The 18592-nt window shown below is 48.1% G+C and carries 14 protein-coding genes; 7 read left to right on the top strand and 7 right to left on the bottom strand.

Features of this window, described 5'->3' with window-relative positions:
* The first annotated feature begins 41 nt into the window (after positions 1–41).
* Positions 42–2549 carry an EAL domain-containing protein gene (locus A596_RS06365; RefSeq protein ID WP_039913308.1) on the top strand — a complete coding sequence of 836 codons (2508 nt, stop codon included), beginning with the start codon at positions 42–44 and terminating at the stop codon, positions 2547–2549.
* 72 nt (positions 2550–2621) lie between these two features.
* Here the strand turns inward: A596_RS06365 and A596_RS06360 are convergent, their stop codons facing one another.
* Positions 2622–2990 carry a hypothetical protein gene (locus tag A596_RS06360; RefSeq protein WP_039913307.1) on the bottom strand — a complete coding sequence of 123 codons (369 nt, stop codon included), beginning with the start codon at positions 2988–2990 and terminating at the stop codon, positions 2622–2624.
* Here A596_RS06360 and A596_RS06355 point away from each other — a divergent pair, their 5' ends adjacent.
* Both A596_RS06355 and A596_RS06350 read left to right on the top strand, forming a co-directional pair.
* Positions 2991–3212, top strand: a complete 222-nt coding sequence (locus A596_RS06355) for a hypothetical protein (RefSeq protein ID WP_039913306.1) — start codon at positions 2991–2993, stop codon at positions 3210–3212.
* 198 nt (positions 3213–3410) lie between these two features.
* The gene (locus tag A596_RS06350; protein ID WP_039913304.1) at positions 3411–3887 is read left to right on the top strand and encodes a thioredoxin family protein; all 477 of its coding nucleotides are present in this window, start codon (positions 3411–3413) and stop codon (positions 3885–3887) included.
* Positions 3888–3933: 46 nt separating this feature from the next.
* Here the strand turns inward: A596_RS06350 and A596_RS06345 are convergent, their stop codons facing one another.
* The 5 genes from A596_RS06345 to A596_RS06325 form a co-directional block, all read right to left on the bottom strand.
* Positions 3934–5937 carry a TonB-dependent receptor plug domain-containing protein gene (locus A596_RS06345; RefSeq protein WP_039913303.1) on the bottom strand — a complete coding sequence of 668 codons (2004 nt, stop codon included), beginning with the start codon at positions 5935–5937 and terminating at the stop codon, positions 3934–3936.
* Positions 5938–5954: 17 nt separating this feature from the next.
* Entirely contained in the window at positions 5955–7967 is a 2013-nt protein-coding gene (locus A596_RS23475) for a TonB-dependent receptor plug domain-containing protein (protein WP_039913302.1), read from the bottom strand.
* 117 nt (positions 7968–8084) lie between these two features.
* The gene (locus A596_RS06335; RefSeq protein WP_235425632.1) at positions 8085–10577 is read right to left on the bottom strand and encodes a two-component system response regulator; all 2493 of its coding nucleotides are present in this window, start codon (positions 10575–10577) and stop codon (positions 8085–8087) included.
* Positions 10574–13312 (bottom strand): response regulator, encoded by a 2739-nt coding sequence (locus A596_RS06330; RefSeq protein WP_052417298.1) that lies wholly within the window; start codon positions 13310–13312, stop codon positions 10574–10576. Before A596_RS06330 ends, A596_RS06335 begins: the two co-directional genes overlap by 4 nt.
* Complete coding sequence (locus tag A596_RS06325) at positions 13312–13830, bottom strand: YfiR family protein (protein WP_039913300.1); 519 nt, start codon at positions 13828–13830, stop codon at positions 13312–13314. The genes A596_RS06330 and A596_RS06325 overlap by 1 nt, the downstream gene beginning before the upstream one ends.
* A 299-nt stretch (positions 13831–14129) precedes the next feature.
* Between A596_RS06325 and A596_RS06320 the strand changes: the two genes are divergently transcribed.
* Entirely contained in the window at positions 14130–14978 is an 849-nt protein-coding gene (locus tag A596_RS06320; RefSeq protein ID WP_039914350.1) for a 6-carboxytetrahydropterin synthase, read from the top strand.
* Positions 14979–15000: 22 nt separating this feature from the next.
* Here the strand turns inward: A596_RS06320 and A596_RS06315 are convergent, their stop codons facing one another.
* Complete coding sequence (locus A596_RS06315; protein WP_039913299.1) at positions 15001–15369, bottom strand: DUF6164 family protein; 369 nt, start codon at positions 15367–15369, stop codon at positions 15001–15003.
* Between the two features lie 318 nt (positions 15370–15687).
* Here A596_RS06315 and A596_RS06310 point away from each other — a divergent pair, with 318 nt between their 5' ends.
* Genes A596_RS06310 through A596_RS06300 form a run of 3 tightly spaced genes read left to right on the top strand, consistent with a single transcriptional unit; the run spans position 15688 to position 18591 of the window.
* Positions 15688–16848: an MlaE family ABC transporter permease gene (locus A596_RS06310; protein ID WP_052417297.1), complete on the top strand. Its 1161-nt coding sequence runs from the start codon at positions 15688–15690 to the stop codon at positions 16846–16848.
* A 2-nt stretch (positions 16849–16850) separates the two neighbouring features.
* Positions 16851–17609 (top strand): ABC transporter ATP-binding protein, encoded by a 759-nt coding sequence (locus tag A596_RS06305; RefSeq protein WP_200882880.1) that lies wholly within the window; start codon positions 16851–16853, stop codon positions 17607–17609.
* A gap of 10 nt (positions 17610–17619) precedes the next feature.
* Positions 17620–18591 carry an MlaD family protein gene (locus A596_RS06300; protein WP_039913297.1) on the top strand — a complete coding sequence of 324 codons (972 nt, stop codon included), beginning with the start codon at positions 17620–17622 and terminating at the stop codon, positions 18589–18591.
* Position 18592 lies beyond the last annotated feature (1 nt).

Below are 18592 nucleotides of genomic sequence, written 5' to 3'. Positions count from 1 at the left end.
TTCAATCGGCCCGCACAACAAAGGCCAGAGGTTCGTTAGGCATGAAGCTTGAGAATTACGCTGACAGCAAATCCCTGCAAATCCTTTTAATTGAGGATGACGATGTTGATTTGGAAAAAATTAACCGCCTGCTTCGCAAAACATTATTGAAATTGCGCATTATGGAATCAACCTCTGCACAGCATGCGCTGGGGTTGTTGCAGCAATACCAGTTTGATTGTGTGATCGTGGATTATCAACTTCAGGACGCATTAGGTTCCGAGTTAATACAGAAAATCCTGCATCATAGATCTACACCAACGCCCGTTATTATGATTAGCGGCAATACCGATGAACGGGTTATCGCAGAAGCTATGCGTGATGGTTTGTTCGATTACTTACCTAAACGTAATCTTGATGCAGACCTGTTGCGCCAAACGTTACAAGCCAGCCAACTCTGGGCGGAAGCAGAACATCAGTCGAAAGAAGACAGGCTTAGATTTAATGAACTGGCCGAAGGCTTACCACAACTTACCTGGACCTGTCTCCCCAGTGGGCGCTGTGATTTCCTCAATCGACGCTGGTGTGAATACACCGGTATTTCCGCCGAAGAACAATTAGGATTTGGCTGGCTGGATCAGATACACCCGGATGATCGCGACTATTTAATGAAAGCATGGATGGAAGCGGTTGAATCCAGCAAAGAAATGTTTGTGATATTTCGTATTCGTCGCCACGATGGTGTCTATCGTTGGTTTGACACGCGCGCAGTGCCACAAAAAAATGAACAAGGAGAAATTATTCGTTGGCTGGGTAGCAATACGGATATTACCGATGTAGAGCTGACCCGTCAGGCCCTGGCCAATAGCGAACAACTTTTTCAGGCAGTATTTGATTATGCTCCACTGGGGATGATGTTAATAAACCTGCGAGGGCAAATTATGCAAATTAATCCTGCCTTGTGTCAGATCCTCGGTTACGGCAACCATATTTTTGATAATGATCGCGAGCCCTTACCGACAACATTCAATGCAATTGTTGGTTCCCACGATCTGGATAATGCGTTATTCCAGCTTGAAAAATTACGCACAGATAGTATCCGCTTTGTACAATTTGAAGCGCAACTCACGACACGCAACGCACAGTTTGTCCCCACATTAATCAGTGCTGCGTTTATTAATAAATTTAATGATGAATCCTGTTACCTATTGCAGGTATATGATTTGTCTGAACGCAAACGCTATGAATCACAACTCATAAAACTCGCCCATTATGATACGCTCACAGGCCTCGGCAACCGCGCCAAACTCCAACAGGAAATCGAATTCCTGATCCAGAAATCCCATCGCAGTGCAGCACCTTTTGCTGTACTGTTTGGCGACCTTGATCATTTTAAACAAATTAATGACGGGCTTGGCCACGAAGCCGGCGATCAATTATTAAAAATAGTCGCGCGACGCTTGCAAAAATCCTTGCGCCATGAAGACAGTGTTTGTCGTTTGGGTGGAGACGAGTTTGTCATCTTGTTACAAGACGTCACCAAGTTTGAGGCCGTAGTTTCTGTGGCTGACAAGCTGATCAAAAAAATCAGGAAACCAGTGAAGCTGGGCAATAACCGTGTTCATGTAGGTATAAGTTTTGGAATAGCGCTCTATCCTACTGATGGCAATGATGCCAAAACATTATTACGCAATGCCGACAGCGCACTCTATGATGCAAAAGCCAAAGGGCGCAATTGCTACCAGCTGTACCGCAAGGAATTAACTGAATATGTTCATAACCGCTTACTACTTGACACAGATTTACGCAAAGCGATTAGCAATCGTGAATTTGAGCTTTATTACCAACCTGTTATTAATTTGGAAACCAAAGAAATTGTATCTGCCGAAGCACTGATTCGCTGGCACCACCCTACCCGGGGAATGGTTCCACCTGATGAATTTATTTCCTATGCCCAGGAAACAGGCCTCATTGTCGCCGTGGGTGAATGGATTGTTCTGCAGGCTTGCACCCAGGCAATGGAATGGGAAAAAGCGGGGTTCCCGCTGGCGGTATCGGTGAATATTTCTGCGCGCCAGTTTGTGCAACAAAATTTAATCAATATTATTGAACACGCACTGGAAACTTCACACCTGCCTGCCGAGCGATTGATTATTGAAATCACCGAACAAATGTTTTTGGAGAATACCGATAACAATCTAAAACAAATCAGCCAACTCAAAGCATTGGGGATAAAAATATCCCTGGATGATTTTGGCGTGGGTTACTCATCACTGAGCTATATTATTCGTTTTGCACCGCAAAACCTAAAAATAGATCGATCATTTGTAAACCGCATCGGCACCGCCAAAGAACACGATGAAATGATCAAAGCCATTATCGGTTTAAGCAAAATCATCCCCATGCAAATTGTTGGTGAAGGAATTGAAGACGTGAACCAGCAGCATTTTTTATACAGTAACGGCTGTAACTTCGGTCAGGGTTATTTATTCTCCCGCCCTCTACCACAACATCAATTGCTCGATTTTTTACGCAACCATACCGGGCAACAGCCTGCCAAAATTGCCTGATGTTTTAAAAAAAAACCAAAGCATCAGCTTAAACAGGCACCCCTGCCCATAGCTCACAGTCACAGTCACAGTTCAGGAATGGGCCTTCTTAAATAGTAACAAAAGCGGGCTTGCAAAAATAAAGAATACCAATTGCCAAAACGGAATAAAAATAAACGCCAATGCACCTTGGGCATCCAGGTGAATGAACAACGTATCAATCATCACACCAATACCCAGCAAACCGACAATTGCAGCCGTAATTGCGATGGCAATTAATTTTGATTTTTGCGCGATAAATGAAGTAATCATTGCGACATACAACCAGGGCACCAATCCCCACGCAGTAAAGCCTAACGAACTTGATGACCATGCATCATTCGCAGCATTGAGGGTTAACACTAATACAATTAGCGAAAATGCTAACAACAATAGAAAGATCAGGTGTTTCATAGATTTCATATGAAAATTCCCGTTGAATTTTATAAACCAGGATATAAAAACCAAACCACTCTAATTATTGGGCCATTATCAATCGATTTTTTTCAATTTAAAAATATTGAATTTTATAGAGATTTTATAATCATCAGGCCAAATAAAATGCCAGCGCAAGAATCCATAAAAAAACTTTTAATAGGGATAAGTACTACGAAGCCTACGCCATATTATAACGAATTAAAATAACGCCACATCCGTCCTCCACACTTTATTGACAGCTATCCCCTCCTTTATTAACCTGCATCACAAACCTTTGTGTCCTGCTGAAGCGTTGCCGCATGTAACAGGCCGCCATTGGGTAGGCCAGTGTTGGTTTTGGGACAAGATGAGAATCCTGTTCGCCCCTTCCCCATGAATTACCCTCTGTAAATGGCAGGTATTTTTATGAAATATATTGTTATCTATATACTGACTGTTATCACATCACTTGCCTTTGCAATTGACGATAAAGATTACAACGGAAAATATGACCCTGCGCGCGATTCTTTTGCAGACTTTGAAGCTGCAAAGAAGGATGCCCAAGCGAGTGGGAAGTTAATTTTGGTGGAGTTCGGGGGCGAATGGTGCGTGTGGTGCCATCGCATTGAAAAGTTTATTTTGGCTAACCCGGAAATCAATAGTGGCATCGATGACGTTTTTATTTTCCTTAAAGTGAATGTAAGTGACGACAATAAGAATGATAAATTTATTAGCCAGTTTCCGGAAATAAAGGGTTATCCATTTTTTGCGATCACAGATAGTAGCGGTGTTGTAATCGGTTCCCAAAACACAGGATTACTTGAAAAAGGCAAAGGATATTCAGCTGAAAGATTCAAAGAATTTATTGCAAAATGGAAAGCAGTTCAGGCCAAACAAAAATAAATGAAGGCGGCAATTGCCGTCTTTTTCATTTCAATTTAATCATAATTTACCACTCCCAATCCCATATTAAACTGGCTTCCCGCCCGCGATTGGGTACACCACCGACTAAACCTGTGCCTTGCGCAGGAGTAAAATACTCTTTATCGAAGGCATTTTTTAGCGCAAGTGCAATACTCGTTTGCGCGCTTATTTCGTAACGCAATTGACTATTGGCATACCATATAGAATCCAGTGTTGCACGCTGGGTGGTGGTGAGTTGGTATTGGCGCTCGCCTTGATAAACTGTCGATAAATTCCAATTCCAGCGGCCATTGTGATAATTCACATCCAGCGAACTTAACTTATCGGCTTCACGGAAATATGCATCGGGTAAATCGCGGAATGAACTTAAATGGCCGCGCAGCATCCACTGTTGACTCAACTGCCAATCCACGCGCAAACCGGCACCATAATTTTTTTGACTGGAACCGTTCATGTAGGTGCGCGTGGTTCCATTAAAACCCACGCTAATGGGATTTTCATAATAGTTGCGATAAAAATTTGCACCTACACTAAATTGATCCCAGGTTCCAACCCATAACAATTCACTGGATTTAACCGTTTCACTTTTCAAATTCGGGTTGCCGACCAACACCGGATTATTGAGCAAATCGGTTTCACCTTGCGTAGGTGCACGAAAGGCTTCGCTGTAAAGTAATTTGATGGTGTGCGTGGAATTAAGTTGGTGAACCAATCCAAAACGCGGGCTGGAGTGCGTGTCAATTGCTTGGTAGTCATCATGGCGAGCACCCGCAGTCAAGCGGGTCTTATCGCTCAGCTGATAAAGAAATTGTGCATATATACCGGAAACATTGCGCGACTCTTCTTTTCCGACCAGGGTTCCATGATCAAGATTGCCGTGATAGGTCACCGGAAATTGACGGTTGGCCCATTGGGCAAGATCATAATTGTTATAGGAACGCGCGCGAATTTCGTGTTGACGTTGCCATTCCACACCAAACTGCGCACTAAGCTGCTGGTTGATATCAAGGTCATTGGCGAGATTAAAACGATAAGCTTCACTCGCCAATACGCCTTTGGTAAGAAAAGGATCATTACTGGCAGGAATACTGTTTGCTGCCAAACCGCCTGCGGACAAAATCAACCCTTTTAATTCTTGCTCCGCTTTTTCATGGCTGATTGCGATGTTTACCTTCCACGCATCTGAAGGATTAAATTGTTGATCCAACCGCAAGTGCTGGAAGGCTTGCCAATAATTATTAAATTTATCGTTAATTTTTTCCAGCACGTAAAAATCACTGGCTGCTTGTTCGGAATAAAATGCTTGTATTTTGGTATTGCGATATTGGATGTTCCAATCAAACATTTTTTCTTCACGCGGATCATGTGTTACCTGGTTAGCAATGCGATATTGCTGCCCTTCATCTTCAGCAAGGTGTGCATATAAATTAGTTTGCCAATCGCCGTTGCTACCGGCGAGATTAATATCTACCGCGCGCCGCTGGCTTTCGCCTATTCCCACCGCAATTTTATTGATCTGCTTGCGGCTGACGATATTGATAACGCCAGTGAATGCACCTGAACCATAGATTGATGATGCAGGGCCGCGGATAATTTCAATTTGCTCAATGTTAGCCAGCGGATAAAGATGCATCGCGCCTTCAATGCCGCCGGAGCGCGGATCCGTAAATACCCGTCCGTCAACCAGCATTAATACTTCGCGCGATTGGCCGCTTTGGCGCCGCCCGCGAATACTAAACGCATAACTCATTGGGCTATCAGCGGCGCGGCTGGTTTGAAAACCGGGAACGAGATTAAGTAGCTCATGCAAATAATCCAGGCCCAATGCATCTAATTGTGCACGCGTAAATACGGTGGTTGATGATGGAACCGTTTTGATCGATTCTTCACGCAATGTTGCACCAACAATATTGACCTGCATTAACTGCTCGAGATCCATATCAAGCAGGCCCGTTTGCTTGGCATGCAGCGGCGGCGCTACACAAAGCATTGCAAGGCCGAAAAAAAAGAAACGGATAAAGCCTGGCATCATTGAGTTCATTGTTGTTAAAACTGCCAATCCATACCTATGCTGGCTTCCCGGCCGCGATTGGGAACTCCGCCCCGAATTCCAACACCCAATGCCGGGCTGGAATAGGATTCATCCAGCAAATTTTTCAGGCTCAACCTGAGTTTTGTTTGCGTATTAAAGTTATAACTGACTTGCCCGTTCGCGAGCCAATACCCCTCCAGATATCCCTGCTGGTTGAGCGTGATTAAATAATTGCGCGGCCCCTGGTAACTCGCCGACAAATTCCAGTTCCAACGCCCGTGCTGGTAATTTACAACCGCAGAAGCCAGGTGCTCTGCTTCCGCAAATGCGGAGTCCGGCAAATCGTATAGATGGGTGTAACTCGCGCGCAACAACCAGCGCGCATTCAATTGATAATTGACATCCAGCGATGCGCCCTGCGCTTCCTGGTCTTCACCATTGATGTACGCGCGTGCGCTGCCTTGAAATGCAGTGAGGATAGGATTTTCATAACGGCTGATAAAACCGGCTAATTCCATACTGGTGCGCTTGCCTGTTGCGATCCACGCCAGGTTCCAGGTTTTTACCAGCTCGTGATCAAGGTCGGGATTGCCTACCAGAAACGGATTGTTAAGCAATGCCACTTCTACAAAGTTAGGCGCACGAAACGCTTCGCCGTACAATAATTTAATGCTGTGAATAGTATTTAACTGATGCACTAAACCCAAACGTGGACTGATGTGATCACCAATACCTTCGTAATAATCGTAACGTCCACCCAGCGTCATGCGCGTCGCTTTACCTAAATCATAAATCCACTGCCCGTAAAGGCCGGCAGTCTCGCGTGAAATCGCTTTTTCCACGGCGGCGGAGTAATCGAAATTACCGTAGTAATCTACACGTTGCCTGGCAACCAACTGCTCCAGGTTGTAATTGGTGCGGCCACGTGTTTCGTCTTCTTCAGCGCGTTGCCAATCAAGGCCAAATTGCACATTGCCCTGCGCTGCCAAATCTATTTCATTAGCAAATGTCAGCTGTGTTGCACGGGCATTGAACGTTACTTTGGCCAACATGGGTTCGCTGCTGCCGGGGCGGCTCGCCGCAAGGAGTTCACCGGCCGCGGTTAACGGCGCGTGAAAATGTTGTTCGCCATCGCGATACGCCAACGTCAATTTCGTATGCCAGTTATCTGCCGGTTCAAATGTTTGCTCAAGACTCAAGTGGCGAAATTGCTGGCGATATTCATTGAAATCGTTGAGCACTTTTTCCAGCGTATAAAAATCATCGCCTTCAAGGCGATACCAGGCAGCTTGTAACCGACGGGAATCATCGTGCACATCAATATCAATATCCAACTCGCGACGCGGATCATCCGTCGTTCTTCCATCGGCAAGGTGATAGGTTTGCCCATCATCGCCGTAAGCATGGAAAAATATATTGCTTTGCCAGTCATCAACTTGCCCGGACCAATGCCAATCCAGTTGATGGCGATTATCGCTACCCAATGCAGCTTTAACACTGGTTTCGCCGTGCCGGCTGATAATGTTGATTACGCCGGTGTAAGCACCGGAACCATACAATGCAGAACCCGGCCCCTGTATCACCTCTACACGTTCGATTTGCGCTAATGGAAACAATGAAATACCGGTGTCTGCTCCGACCGCGCGGGGGTTGCCAAACAAACGGCCATCCACCACTAGCAAAATTTCCAGGGCGCGGTTCCCCAAGCGGCGGCCACCGGAACTATAGGTGTAGTTGAAGGGGTTGTCCGCATTACGGCTCACCTGGAAACCGGGCACTAACCTGAGCAATTCGTACAAATAATCCAGCCCCAACCGGTCAATTTGTTCACGCGTAAACACCGTAACGACTGAAGGAACAGTCTTGAGCGATTCTTCCGTCATGGTGGCGCCGGTCACCGGAACTTCCAGCAACTCCTCCAGATTCAATTCGAGGTAGGCAATATCATTGTCATCTGCATAGCTAACGCTGGCACAACACACAGCCAGAACCAGGATACCCGCATGAAAGAATTTCCTGTTACCCATCTATCCTCCGCACTTGAGTGTTTCGCGCCAAAAATTTGCTGCGCAACCAATCGCGCGTCTCCTGGCGATTAAACAGGTTGCATACAAGGCCGCTGGATAAACTTCGCCAAACAGACATCACCAACCTGTTCTCTTGCCGCCGTCCCATTGCTGCAACCATTCTTCAAACGGCTGGACGGGCAATGGTTTGGAAAAATAATACCCTTGCATAAGTTCGCATCCCTGGCTCGCCAATACCTGGCTTTCTTCTGCCGTCTCTACACCTTCGGCGATGGTTTCCATTCCCAATGAATCGGCAAGGCGAATAATGGAAGTAACAATCGCGAGGGACGCGCTGTCGGTTTGCATATCGCGCACAAACGATTGATCAATTTTGAGAATATTTACCGGCAAACGGCGCAAATAATTCAAACAAGAAAAACCCGTACCAAAGTCATCAATGGCAATGCGGTATCCAAGGTCGCGAAATGCTTGCAACACCTGGATTGACACTTCCATATCGCTCATCAACATACTTTCGGTGAGCTCTAATTCAAGCGCGTTGGGCGCGGTACCCGCTTGTTCCAATATTTTCTGTACTTCGTTCAGGAAACCGGCCTGATGAAATTGCAACGCGGAAATATTTACGCTCACGACCAGATTGCTAAACCCGGTCGCTCGCCATTGTTTTACTTGCCGCGCAGCTTCGGCAATCACCCAAGCTCCCAACGGAATAATCAAACCAATTTCTTCCGCAATAGGGATAAAGTGATTGGGCGGCACCAAACCGCGCTCGGGATGACGCCAGCGCACCAATGCCTCCGCACCGTAAACCTGTTTTGAGCGCACATCGATTTGCGGTTGGTAATGCAATTCAAATTGGCCCTGGTCCAACGCCGAGCGCAAGTCATATTCAAGTTTGAGCCGATCCAGTGTGCGCGCATTTAAAATAGGGGTATAGAATTGATAATTGTTGCGCCCTTTTTCTTTGGCGAGGTACATGGCTGCATCGGCATTTTTAATCAGCGTGCTCGTCGTATCGCCATCATCCGGATAAACCGCAATACCAATACTCGGGCTTAAATGCAGCGGCATGTCTTCAAGCGTGTAGGGCTTTAATAATTCCTCGCGCAATTTGATTGCCACTTCAGCCAGGCTGCGCTCGTCGCGCACACGTGGCAACAGCACCACAAATTCATCGCCTCCCAACCGTGCCACAGTATCGTCATTGCGCACAGCAGCTGTTAAACGCCCGGCGGTTTGCCGTAAAATTTGGTCGCCCGCGCTGTGGCCGAGCGAGTCGTTAATATTTTTAAAGCGATCGAGATCAATAAATAAAATGCCCACTTTTTCGTTGCGGCGTTTTGCAGTATTAATCGCCATTTCCAAACGGTCATTGAGTAACGCGCGATTGGGTAATTCAGTGAGGCTGTCGTGATGGGCGAGGAAATCAATGCGCTCGCGGGATTTTTTGCGTTCGGAAATATCGCTAAAAATGGCGATGTAATTTTCCGGTTGCCCTTCTGCATTCAACACCTGGCTGATGGAATACCAGGTAGGAAAGCGCTCGCCATTTTTACGCCGGTTTACCAATTCGCCTTGCCAATAGCCACGCTCTTTTAATACAGATACCAAATTGCGGAAAAAGCCGTGGGAGTGGAGTTGCGCACCAATTTTGGCGGTATCTACCCCCAACACTTCCTCTTCGGTAAAGCCCATGATTTTTTCGTAGGTTTTATTCACCAGCACAATGCGCAATTTTGCATCGGTAATTAAAATTGCTTCATTGCTGCCTTCAAATACTTTACCCCACAAGCGCAACTCTGCTTCCTGTTGCTTGCGCTGGGAAATATCGCGCACCACCATCACCATTTCATCGCGTTCACGCAAAATCAACCGCGCTTCCCAGGTGCGTAAATGATTTTTTTGCGTCCATTCAAATTCCACTAACTGCTCGCCCTGCCCGGCAAAGACGCGACGAACAGGTGTTGCGAGAGTGCGATAAACCGGCCCGGGCAAATGACCTTCACCGGTATCCGGATCGTAGACTACCCACTCTTCCATATCATTCACGTAGGCGCCCACTTGCATATCAATCACATGACCGTCGCGATCAATGCGCAAAATAATGTCGGGGATTCCCGCCAACAGTGCGCGGGTTTTTCCCTCGCTGATACTTGCATCGCGAAACGCCCTGCTTGCGCGCAAAATAAATTGAATACGATAAGGCAAGGTGCCCCAACTTACCGGTTTGGTAATGAAATCAGTTGCGCCGGACTCATAGGCGCGATGAATCGAATCAATATCGTCGAGCCCTGTCACCATCGCAATCGGTAAATCCTTTCCACCCGGTAACGCCAACAATTCACGGCATAAACTGAAACCATCACCATCGGGCAGCAACACATCCAATAACACGATGTCCGGGCGTTGCTCATTAAATTTTGCGCGTGCGCTGGCGCAGTCAGCAGCTTCGATAACGTTGTAACCAGCGCGCTCCAACGTGATACTGGTAGTTAAGCGCGCGGCTTCATCATCCTCGACAACCAATACCCACTCGCCTCCCGATGCATTCATGCCGAGATTTATTTGCCGTGGTTTGTTTGCTATTTCAGTGCCGGGCTTTTTCACTGGCCTTGTTCCTCCTGCTCCAGCAGTGCTAATGCCTGCAGTGACAGTTCATAAAACGATTGAATCGATTCCAGTTGGATATCAGCCTGCTCCATATGGCCCTGGCGCGCGCTGGCTTCACATTCGCGGCATGCCGCTGCGAGTTCGATCAAACCTAAATTGGCAGCGCTGTTTTTAAAATTGTGCGCCGTTTTATAAATAGCATCTGCACTGCGTTGCGCAACAGCGTCCGCGAGTTGCGCCAATAAACCGGGACTGGTGCTGCGAAACAGCTGGATAATCCGCAACAATAATCCTTCGCGCAATTCGCGCAGCTGGCGAATGATTTGTTGGTCAATTTCAATCGCCGGTGCTGTAGTCGCAGCGACGGGAACCGGGCGAACATTTGCCGCCGCATCGCTCCAGCCCTCCGCGAGTTGCTCATCGCGAGTGTGTAACCAGCGGGACAGCAATTCATGCAGTTGTTGCTGTGAAAAGGGTTTGCTTAAGTAATCGTCCATCCCTTGGGAAAGACAATATTCGCGGTCGCCACTAATAGCGTTGGCGGTCAGCGCGATAATCGGAATCGCAGGCAACCCGAGTTCCTGCTCGCGGGCGCGAATGCGAGAGGTTGCCTCAAAACCATCCATCACCGGCATTTGGCAATCCATCAGAATCAAATCGAAATGTTCGAGCCCGGCAAGCTCAAATGCTTCTTGCCCGTTGTTGGCAATTTTCATAGAGACACCCAAACGCTGCAGCATCACACTCGCCACTTCCTGGTTTACCAGGTTGTCTTCCGCCAATAAAATCCGGCCCGCCAGGCGTTGCAATTTGTGCTCGCCATTGGCAAGTTCGTTAACCGCGGGCAAGCGCTGGGTCAGGTCACCCGCGAGAACCTGGGCGATCAGATTATGCAGTTCTGATTGGCGCACCGGCTTCAGCAACAAGGGCGCGCGGTGGGCAATTTCGGGCCGCACGGCCATGCCAGCGGAACTCAGCACAATAATGGCAAGATCGTTAAAACGCGCGTCGGCTGCCAGGGCATCCAGCAATTGCCCGCCGTCCATTTCCGGCATGGCCCAATCGGTCAGCATGAGCTCAAACGGTTTGCCGGTTTGGTATTGTCGATGCAATAACGCAATCGCTTCGGGCGCAGATGATGCCAGCACCGGAATCATTCCCCAGGATCTGAGCCAGTAATCCAGGATCTCGCGATTCGTGGGGTTATCATCCACCACCAGCGTATGCAATTTGCCGAAACCCTCTACCAGCTGGTAATCACGTGGATCATCTACGCGTTGCACATCCAGCTCAAAATGAAACAGGCTGCCTTCCCCCGGTACGCTCTTGAGCTGGATTTCTCCTCCCATCATTTCCACCAGGCGCTGGGAAATGGTTAAGCCCAACCCCGTACCGCCATACTTGCGCGCCATGGAGGAGTCAGCCTGGGTAAAGGATTGAAATAATCGCGCCTTTTGTTCTTCGTTGATGCCAATGCCGGTATCGCGCAAACAGAATCCCAGGCGCACCTGGTCACCTTTTTCAGCAACCACGTTCACAGCAATCTCTACTTCGCCGTGCTCGGTAAATTTAATCGCGTTGCTCAATAAATTGGTGATGACCTGCCCCAGGCGCGCCGAATCGCCCACCACCGACAACGGTGGCAACGGTGTTTTGCACAGCAACTCCAAATGCTTGCCCTGCGCAATTGGCGCGTAGCGTTCAGCGATATCTTCCACTAATAAATTAAGCTGGAAGGGGCGATATTCGAGTTCCAGCTTGCCCGCTTCGATTTTGGAGAAATCCAGGATGTCATTGATGATCAATAGCAGGTCTTCGCTGGAGCGCCGCGCTACCCGCGCAAACCGTTTCTGCTTGGGGTCCAGTTCAGTGTCCAGCAGCAACCCGGTCATTCCCATAATGCCATTCAAGGGGGTACGGATTTCATGGCTCATCACCGCCAGGAATTCACTTTTGGCTTTGCTGGCCGCTTCCGCTTGCGTACGCGCGGTTTCCAGCTCCAGGGTGCGCGCGGCAACCCGCTGTTCCAGATGCTCATGATGCTGACGCAACTCTGCATCCTGGTTTTCGATGCGATCCAGCATATTGTTGAAGCGTAAAGTGAGGCGGCCCACCTCGTCCTGCGCCGCCGGTTGCGGGGCGCGCTCGCGATAATTACCTTCGTGACCGATGCGCTCGGCCAATTCACTCAATTTACCCAATGGTCGCAGCACTGCTGTGATCAACACCCGCGCCAGGATGCCGCACGCCAAAATGGTCGCCAGCACGATCAGCAGAATCCAGATCAGTTGCCCGTAAAACTCCTGGCGCAATGGCTCCAGGGTTACATCCAATTCCAATTGCCCGAGGTTTTCCCCTTCCCACCCAACATTAGCTTGTACCCGGGTATCCAATGACATCGCAGGGCCAGGGCTTTGGCTGTGGTATTGCGCCAGCAACTGGCCATTCGTTAAACGCAGGCGTGCTGCCAATACTTTGGATTCAACCCGCAACGCGTTCAGGGTTTGGTTGGCAGCTTCTGCATCGATAAACATACTCGGCGCCCCCAGATTGATCGCGGTAGCTTCCGCCAACACTTGCATCTGCTTATTAAATTGTTCGCACAGGTAGTTATATTGTTGCCAACTGCTGGCAAGGCTAGCGCCGAGTACGGCGATGCTGGCCAACAACATTGTTAACAGGCCAATGCTGCGAGCGAGCGAGGCGGATTTTCGGGAAATAATAACGGACATCAGCTGGCTCCCCCGGGTTGCTTTTTGGCCAGCTTGAGCAATTGGCTACTGACTTTAACTCCCGCCTGTTTGATGGCTGAATCGTTGATAGAAAACTCGATGCGGTTTTCCGCTGTGCGCGTAAGGGCGATCCCCATGCGCGCGTCTTCCTGCGCAGGATCATCAACGACCAGCAGCACACCGACGGGTATAGTTGCCGGTAGCTGATGATCGGCACCGGACACAGGGACATACACCAGGTTGCAACGGCTAAAGTGTTGCTCCAGCCCACTCGCCTCATCCAGGAATAACACCTTGATATTGACTTTCTGGGTGCTCTTGCCATCAATTTGAGCGAGCGATTGGCGAGTCGCATCCTGCGCGCCTACTGCACACAGGAACAACTCATTGCCTTGCAGCTCAGGCCATTCAATAAATTTGAGGAAGTTATAGACAAACGCCACCCGCAACCCCGCCTCGGATGCTTGCGCCGATACACTCAGGCTTTGCCCCATCAATATGAGCGCGGCGCCGGACACGAGGCATCGGCGCAAACTCCTTATTAATCCCAACCACGCAATCAAACAGACCTCCCCTGATCTCCCCTGGCTACGCCGGAGGCAAGAACACCAAACCTTAAACCCATATTATCCAGGAAGTAATAAAGCTCCTGATTCATCAATCACTTGAGAATAGACCAGAGATCTCCGTAGGGCGAAAATGAACGTGAGATAAATTACGCCAGACGGACACTGTTCACAGCCTGAACCCACCGAACAAACCCTGACAATGAAGTGGTATCATGTGCGCCCTTCTGAATTACCCGAATGGTTTTGCTATGTTGTTGTTTGTCGATAACCTCACTAACGTCGATTTCAGTTTCCTGGATCCGCTTCGCGGTTTGCTGGGCGAAACCTGGCTCGCGAATGTGCGTTTGCTGGGAGAACTGGATGAACAAGGCATGGTATGCGACTTCGGCACCGTGAAGAAAATCACCCGAAAATGGCTGGATGACGAGCTGGATCACCGTCTCGCGGTACCGGTGCGCTCACCCAATATTCGCATTGTCGAAGAGAACGATTACCTGACTATCGAATGGAAATTCGGTGCTAAAGGCGAATTTATTAGTACGCGTTCACCGCGCGATGCTATCGCCCTGGTTGATGCTGAAGAGTTAACACCGGAAACAATTGCAACCTGGTGTATCACCCAATTGAAACAACATTTTCCGGTGAGCGTGCGCCTGGAGCTGGACTTCAGCATCGAGAATATCGAGGGTGCCTATTATCATTACAGCCACGGACTGAAAAAGCATTTGGGCAATTGCCAACGTATCGCCCATGGCCACAGGTCGCGCATTGATATTTGGGCTAATGGTAAAAAATCGCCGCTGCTGGAACAGCATTGGGCGGATGCATGGGAAGATATTTATATTGGCACGCGCGAGGATATTGTCGGCAGACCGCAATTTGACGATATTGATTATTACCGTTTTGCTTACGATGCCCAGCAAGGGCCGTTTGAAATTACCCTGCCCCAACGCTGCTGTTATTTGATTGATACCGACAGCACAGTAGAGTTTATTGCCTGGCACATCGCACACAAAACCCGCCAGGCAAATCCGGAAACCTTTATCCGCGTTAAAGCCTATGAAGGCATCGGCAAGGGGGCCATCGCTGAAGCCTGAGCTTAAACAACCGGCGTTTTAATTAAATTTTCAGCAACATTAAAAACGGCACCAGGGTTAAGGCCGTAACAAAAATAATCGCACAGACCAATAATAAAAACCGAATCGGCTGCGCGCAAAAATGTTGCCATAGGCTGGGCACTTGCCCCGCCTCTACCAACTCTGCATAAGTTGCTTGTTGACGTGCAGCGCGCTCTTGCTGGTAGGTACGGATTAATTCACGTGCGTGCTTTTCCTGCGAGTTATCACCCAACCAGATTGCATCAAGCCCCACCCGAAAAAAACCTGCGTCGGTTTCGTAATAATGAATCTGGTGTTCATCCAGCAACGCACGAATTTCCTGCGCTTCATCCGCCGGCACCTGGGCGAGCTTGAATAATAATCTGGCCATAAATAATCAATCATTAACATTCAATGGATGTGAACATCATAAAAAATGTTCATTTGAAAGCGCGTAGATTCAAACGGGTCCTTTGCGCAACGGTGTATAGCATACCAAAATTGCTTATCACCCCCGGATTATTTACCTTTTCTTTATTATTTTATGGTTATAGATGTACGCTTCTGCAAGCCGCCGATGTGCAAAACCTTGTAGCCCTTCGAATTCGGGTTATCCATCTGATAGAAATCAAAGACTGGCCAATAAAAAGTGTAACGCCAGGGTGAACGGTTTCAATTTTCACGGTCATAGGACTATGATCAATTAGCTATGCTGACAAATAACCATTTTATTCACATCGTACAGGAAGACGCCTTGCTCTATAGAGTCGAACAAGACGCTGATCAAACCAGCGCCCGCTGCACACTATACCTGGCGGGTACCTGGCGTTTGGGAAATACGCCCGCAACCACTGAGTTGATAGCGGCACTGCCAGGGCAATGCAATACAATTATCGTAAATACCAAAGAGCTAGAGGCATGGGATTCCAGCCTGGCTATTACATTATTGCAGTTATCCCGCCAGTGCGAACAACAAAACACCCAACTGGATTTGCAGCAAACCCCCGATGGTTTACAACAATTATTAAATCTCGCCACCAGCATTCCCCCGTATCAATCGTCTAAAACCAACGACACTACCAGCCTGTGGAAAACGTTATTAAGAGTCGTACACAGCGTGCAGCACGGCGCAGAAACTACCTTTGCGTTTATCGGTGAAGTTACACTCGCACTTGGAGCCTGGTTTCGCGGTAATGCCAAAACACGACGACAGGATATTTTATTTTTTATCGAACAATCCGGGCCCCGCGCATTGGCAATTGTGACCCTGATTGCATTGCTGGTCGGGATGATCCTCGCGTACCTGGGTTCCGTGCAATTGCGCCAACTGGGCGCGCAGGTTTATGTGGCAGACCTGGTAGCGATCGGCATGGTGCGCGAAATGGGCGCATTGATGACCGCTGTAATTATGGCTGGCCGAACCGGCGCTGCATACGCGGCGCAATTAGGCACCATGCAAGTGAACGAAGAAATCGATGCATTAAAAACCATGGGCATTTCCACCATGGAATTTTTAGTGTTGCCACGTTTGATTGCATTGGTACTGGTAATGCCGCTGCTATGTATTTACGCTGATGTGATCGGCATCATCGGCGGCGCTATAGTCGCCACCAGTATGGATGTAAATTTCCTGCAATATATTTTGCAAACACAAGGCGCGGTAGATTGGGTTGATATCACCACCGGTTTAATAAAAAGTATTTTCTTCGGCATTTTAATTGCACTGGCCGGATGCCAGGCCGGTATTTATTGCGGCCGCAATTCCGACGCGGTGGGGATGGCGGCAACCAATGCTGTGGTGCGTGCAATTGTGTACCTGGTGGTCGCCGATGCAGCATTCAATATTCTCTATGACAAAATGGGAATTTAATCGTGGATACCGCGCCTTTTATCAGCGTACGCAATTTAAACATCGGTTATGGCAGCCGCGTGGTGCAGGAAAACTTGAATTTTGATATTCAAAAAAACGATATTTTTTTTATCATCGGCGGCAGTGGCTGTGGCAAAACCACATTGCTAAAACACATGATTGGCTTGATCGCTCCCAGTAAAGGCGAAGTGTTATACGAAGGCGTAAATTTTTATCAGTCGGATGAAGATACCCAATTAAAGCTGCTGCAACGCTGGGGTATTACTTATCAGTCCGGTGCACTTTTTTCCAGCATGACACTCGCTGAAAATGTTGCCCTGCCCATGCAGCTGTATACCGATTTATCCGAAGCACAAATCGCTGAAACTGTTGCTTATAAATTAGCGCTGGTGGGCTTGGCTGGATACGAGGCATTTTATCCATCCGAATTAAGTGGCGGCATGCACAAACGCGCCGGCCTTGCGCGCGCCATTGCGCTTGATCCGCAGTTATTATTTTTTGATGAGCCTTCTGCCGGATTGGACCCGATCAGCTCATTGCGGCTGGATCAGTTGATTGTGCAGATTTGCAAAGCGTTGAATTCCACAGTGATTATTGTGTCCCATGAATTACCGAGTATTTTATCTATTGGCACAAACTCTGTATTCCTGGACGCACAAGCGAAAACCATGCTGGATTCAGGCGACCCGAAACAGTTGCTGGAACACAGTGAACAGGAAAAAGTCCGACAATTTCTAAGCCGTGCAGGTACCGCGCGGTAAAAGGAGTTTTATGAGCAAACCCAAATCTGTTGCCATAGGTGCATTTATTGTCGGTGCGATTGCGCTGGTATTTGTTGCACTGTTATTTTTTTCCGGCGGCCAGCTCTTTTCCCATAAGGAGCGGGTCATCATGTATTTTGAAGGTTCAGTGCAAGGCTTGCAGGTCGGCGCGCCCATTAAATTAAAAGGCGTTGTGCTCGGCGAAATTTCTGCTATCCAGATTAATTTCCAAAGTGATGACAAAAATGTACTCACCGCAGTCACTGCTGATCTTGCATTGCAGCGCATTAATCGCAAAGGAGGCGATGTAGACCGCGATTTTTTTGAAGATGCAATCACGCGCGGTTTGCGTGCCCAATTAAATTACCAAAGCTTTCTCACCGGGTTGCTCTACGTAGAACTGGATTTTTTCCCTGACACCCCGTCGAAAATTTACGGCTTCCAACATGACCACCTGGAGTTACCCACAGTAGGCACCGAATTCGAGGAAATTGCCGAAACATTGCAAGACCTTAACATCAAAGGCGTTATCGACAACCTGGAAAAATTAAGCGGAAATATTGCCAAACTGGTTGAAAGCGGCGCAGTAGAAGAAACCCTGGGCAGTGTTAAAAAAGCAGCGGACTCTATCGATCAAACTGCTATCAATTTACGCACTGATGTTAACAATATCAGCCAGGGATTAAATAAAACCACCGGGGAATTAACAGTACTGTTGAAATCGCTTAATGCACAAGCACCTGCCATCACCAACAACCTGAATGAAACACTGGTGCTGCTGCAAAAAACCCTTGATCAATTTAATGCCACCGCACAAACACTGGATACAACCCTCGCTGAAGATTCGCCGCTGGTATACCAACTCAACCGCACTTTGAAAGATGTCAGCCGCTCAGCCAATGCATTGCGCAATTTAAGTGATACAGTGGATCAACAACCTGAATCGTTGTTACGCGGCAAAAAAATATTGGAGGAGAATTAAT

Origin of the sequence: Cellvibrio mixtus subsp. mixtus J3-8 (assembly GCF_000766945.1) — a bacterium.
In the GTDB taxonomy this organism is placed as follows: Bacteria; Pseudomonadota; Gammaproteobacteria; order Pseudomonadales; family Cellvibrionaceae; genus Cellvibrio; species Cellvibrio mixtus_A.
This window is presented reverse-complemented; position numbering and strand designations above follow the sequence as displayed.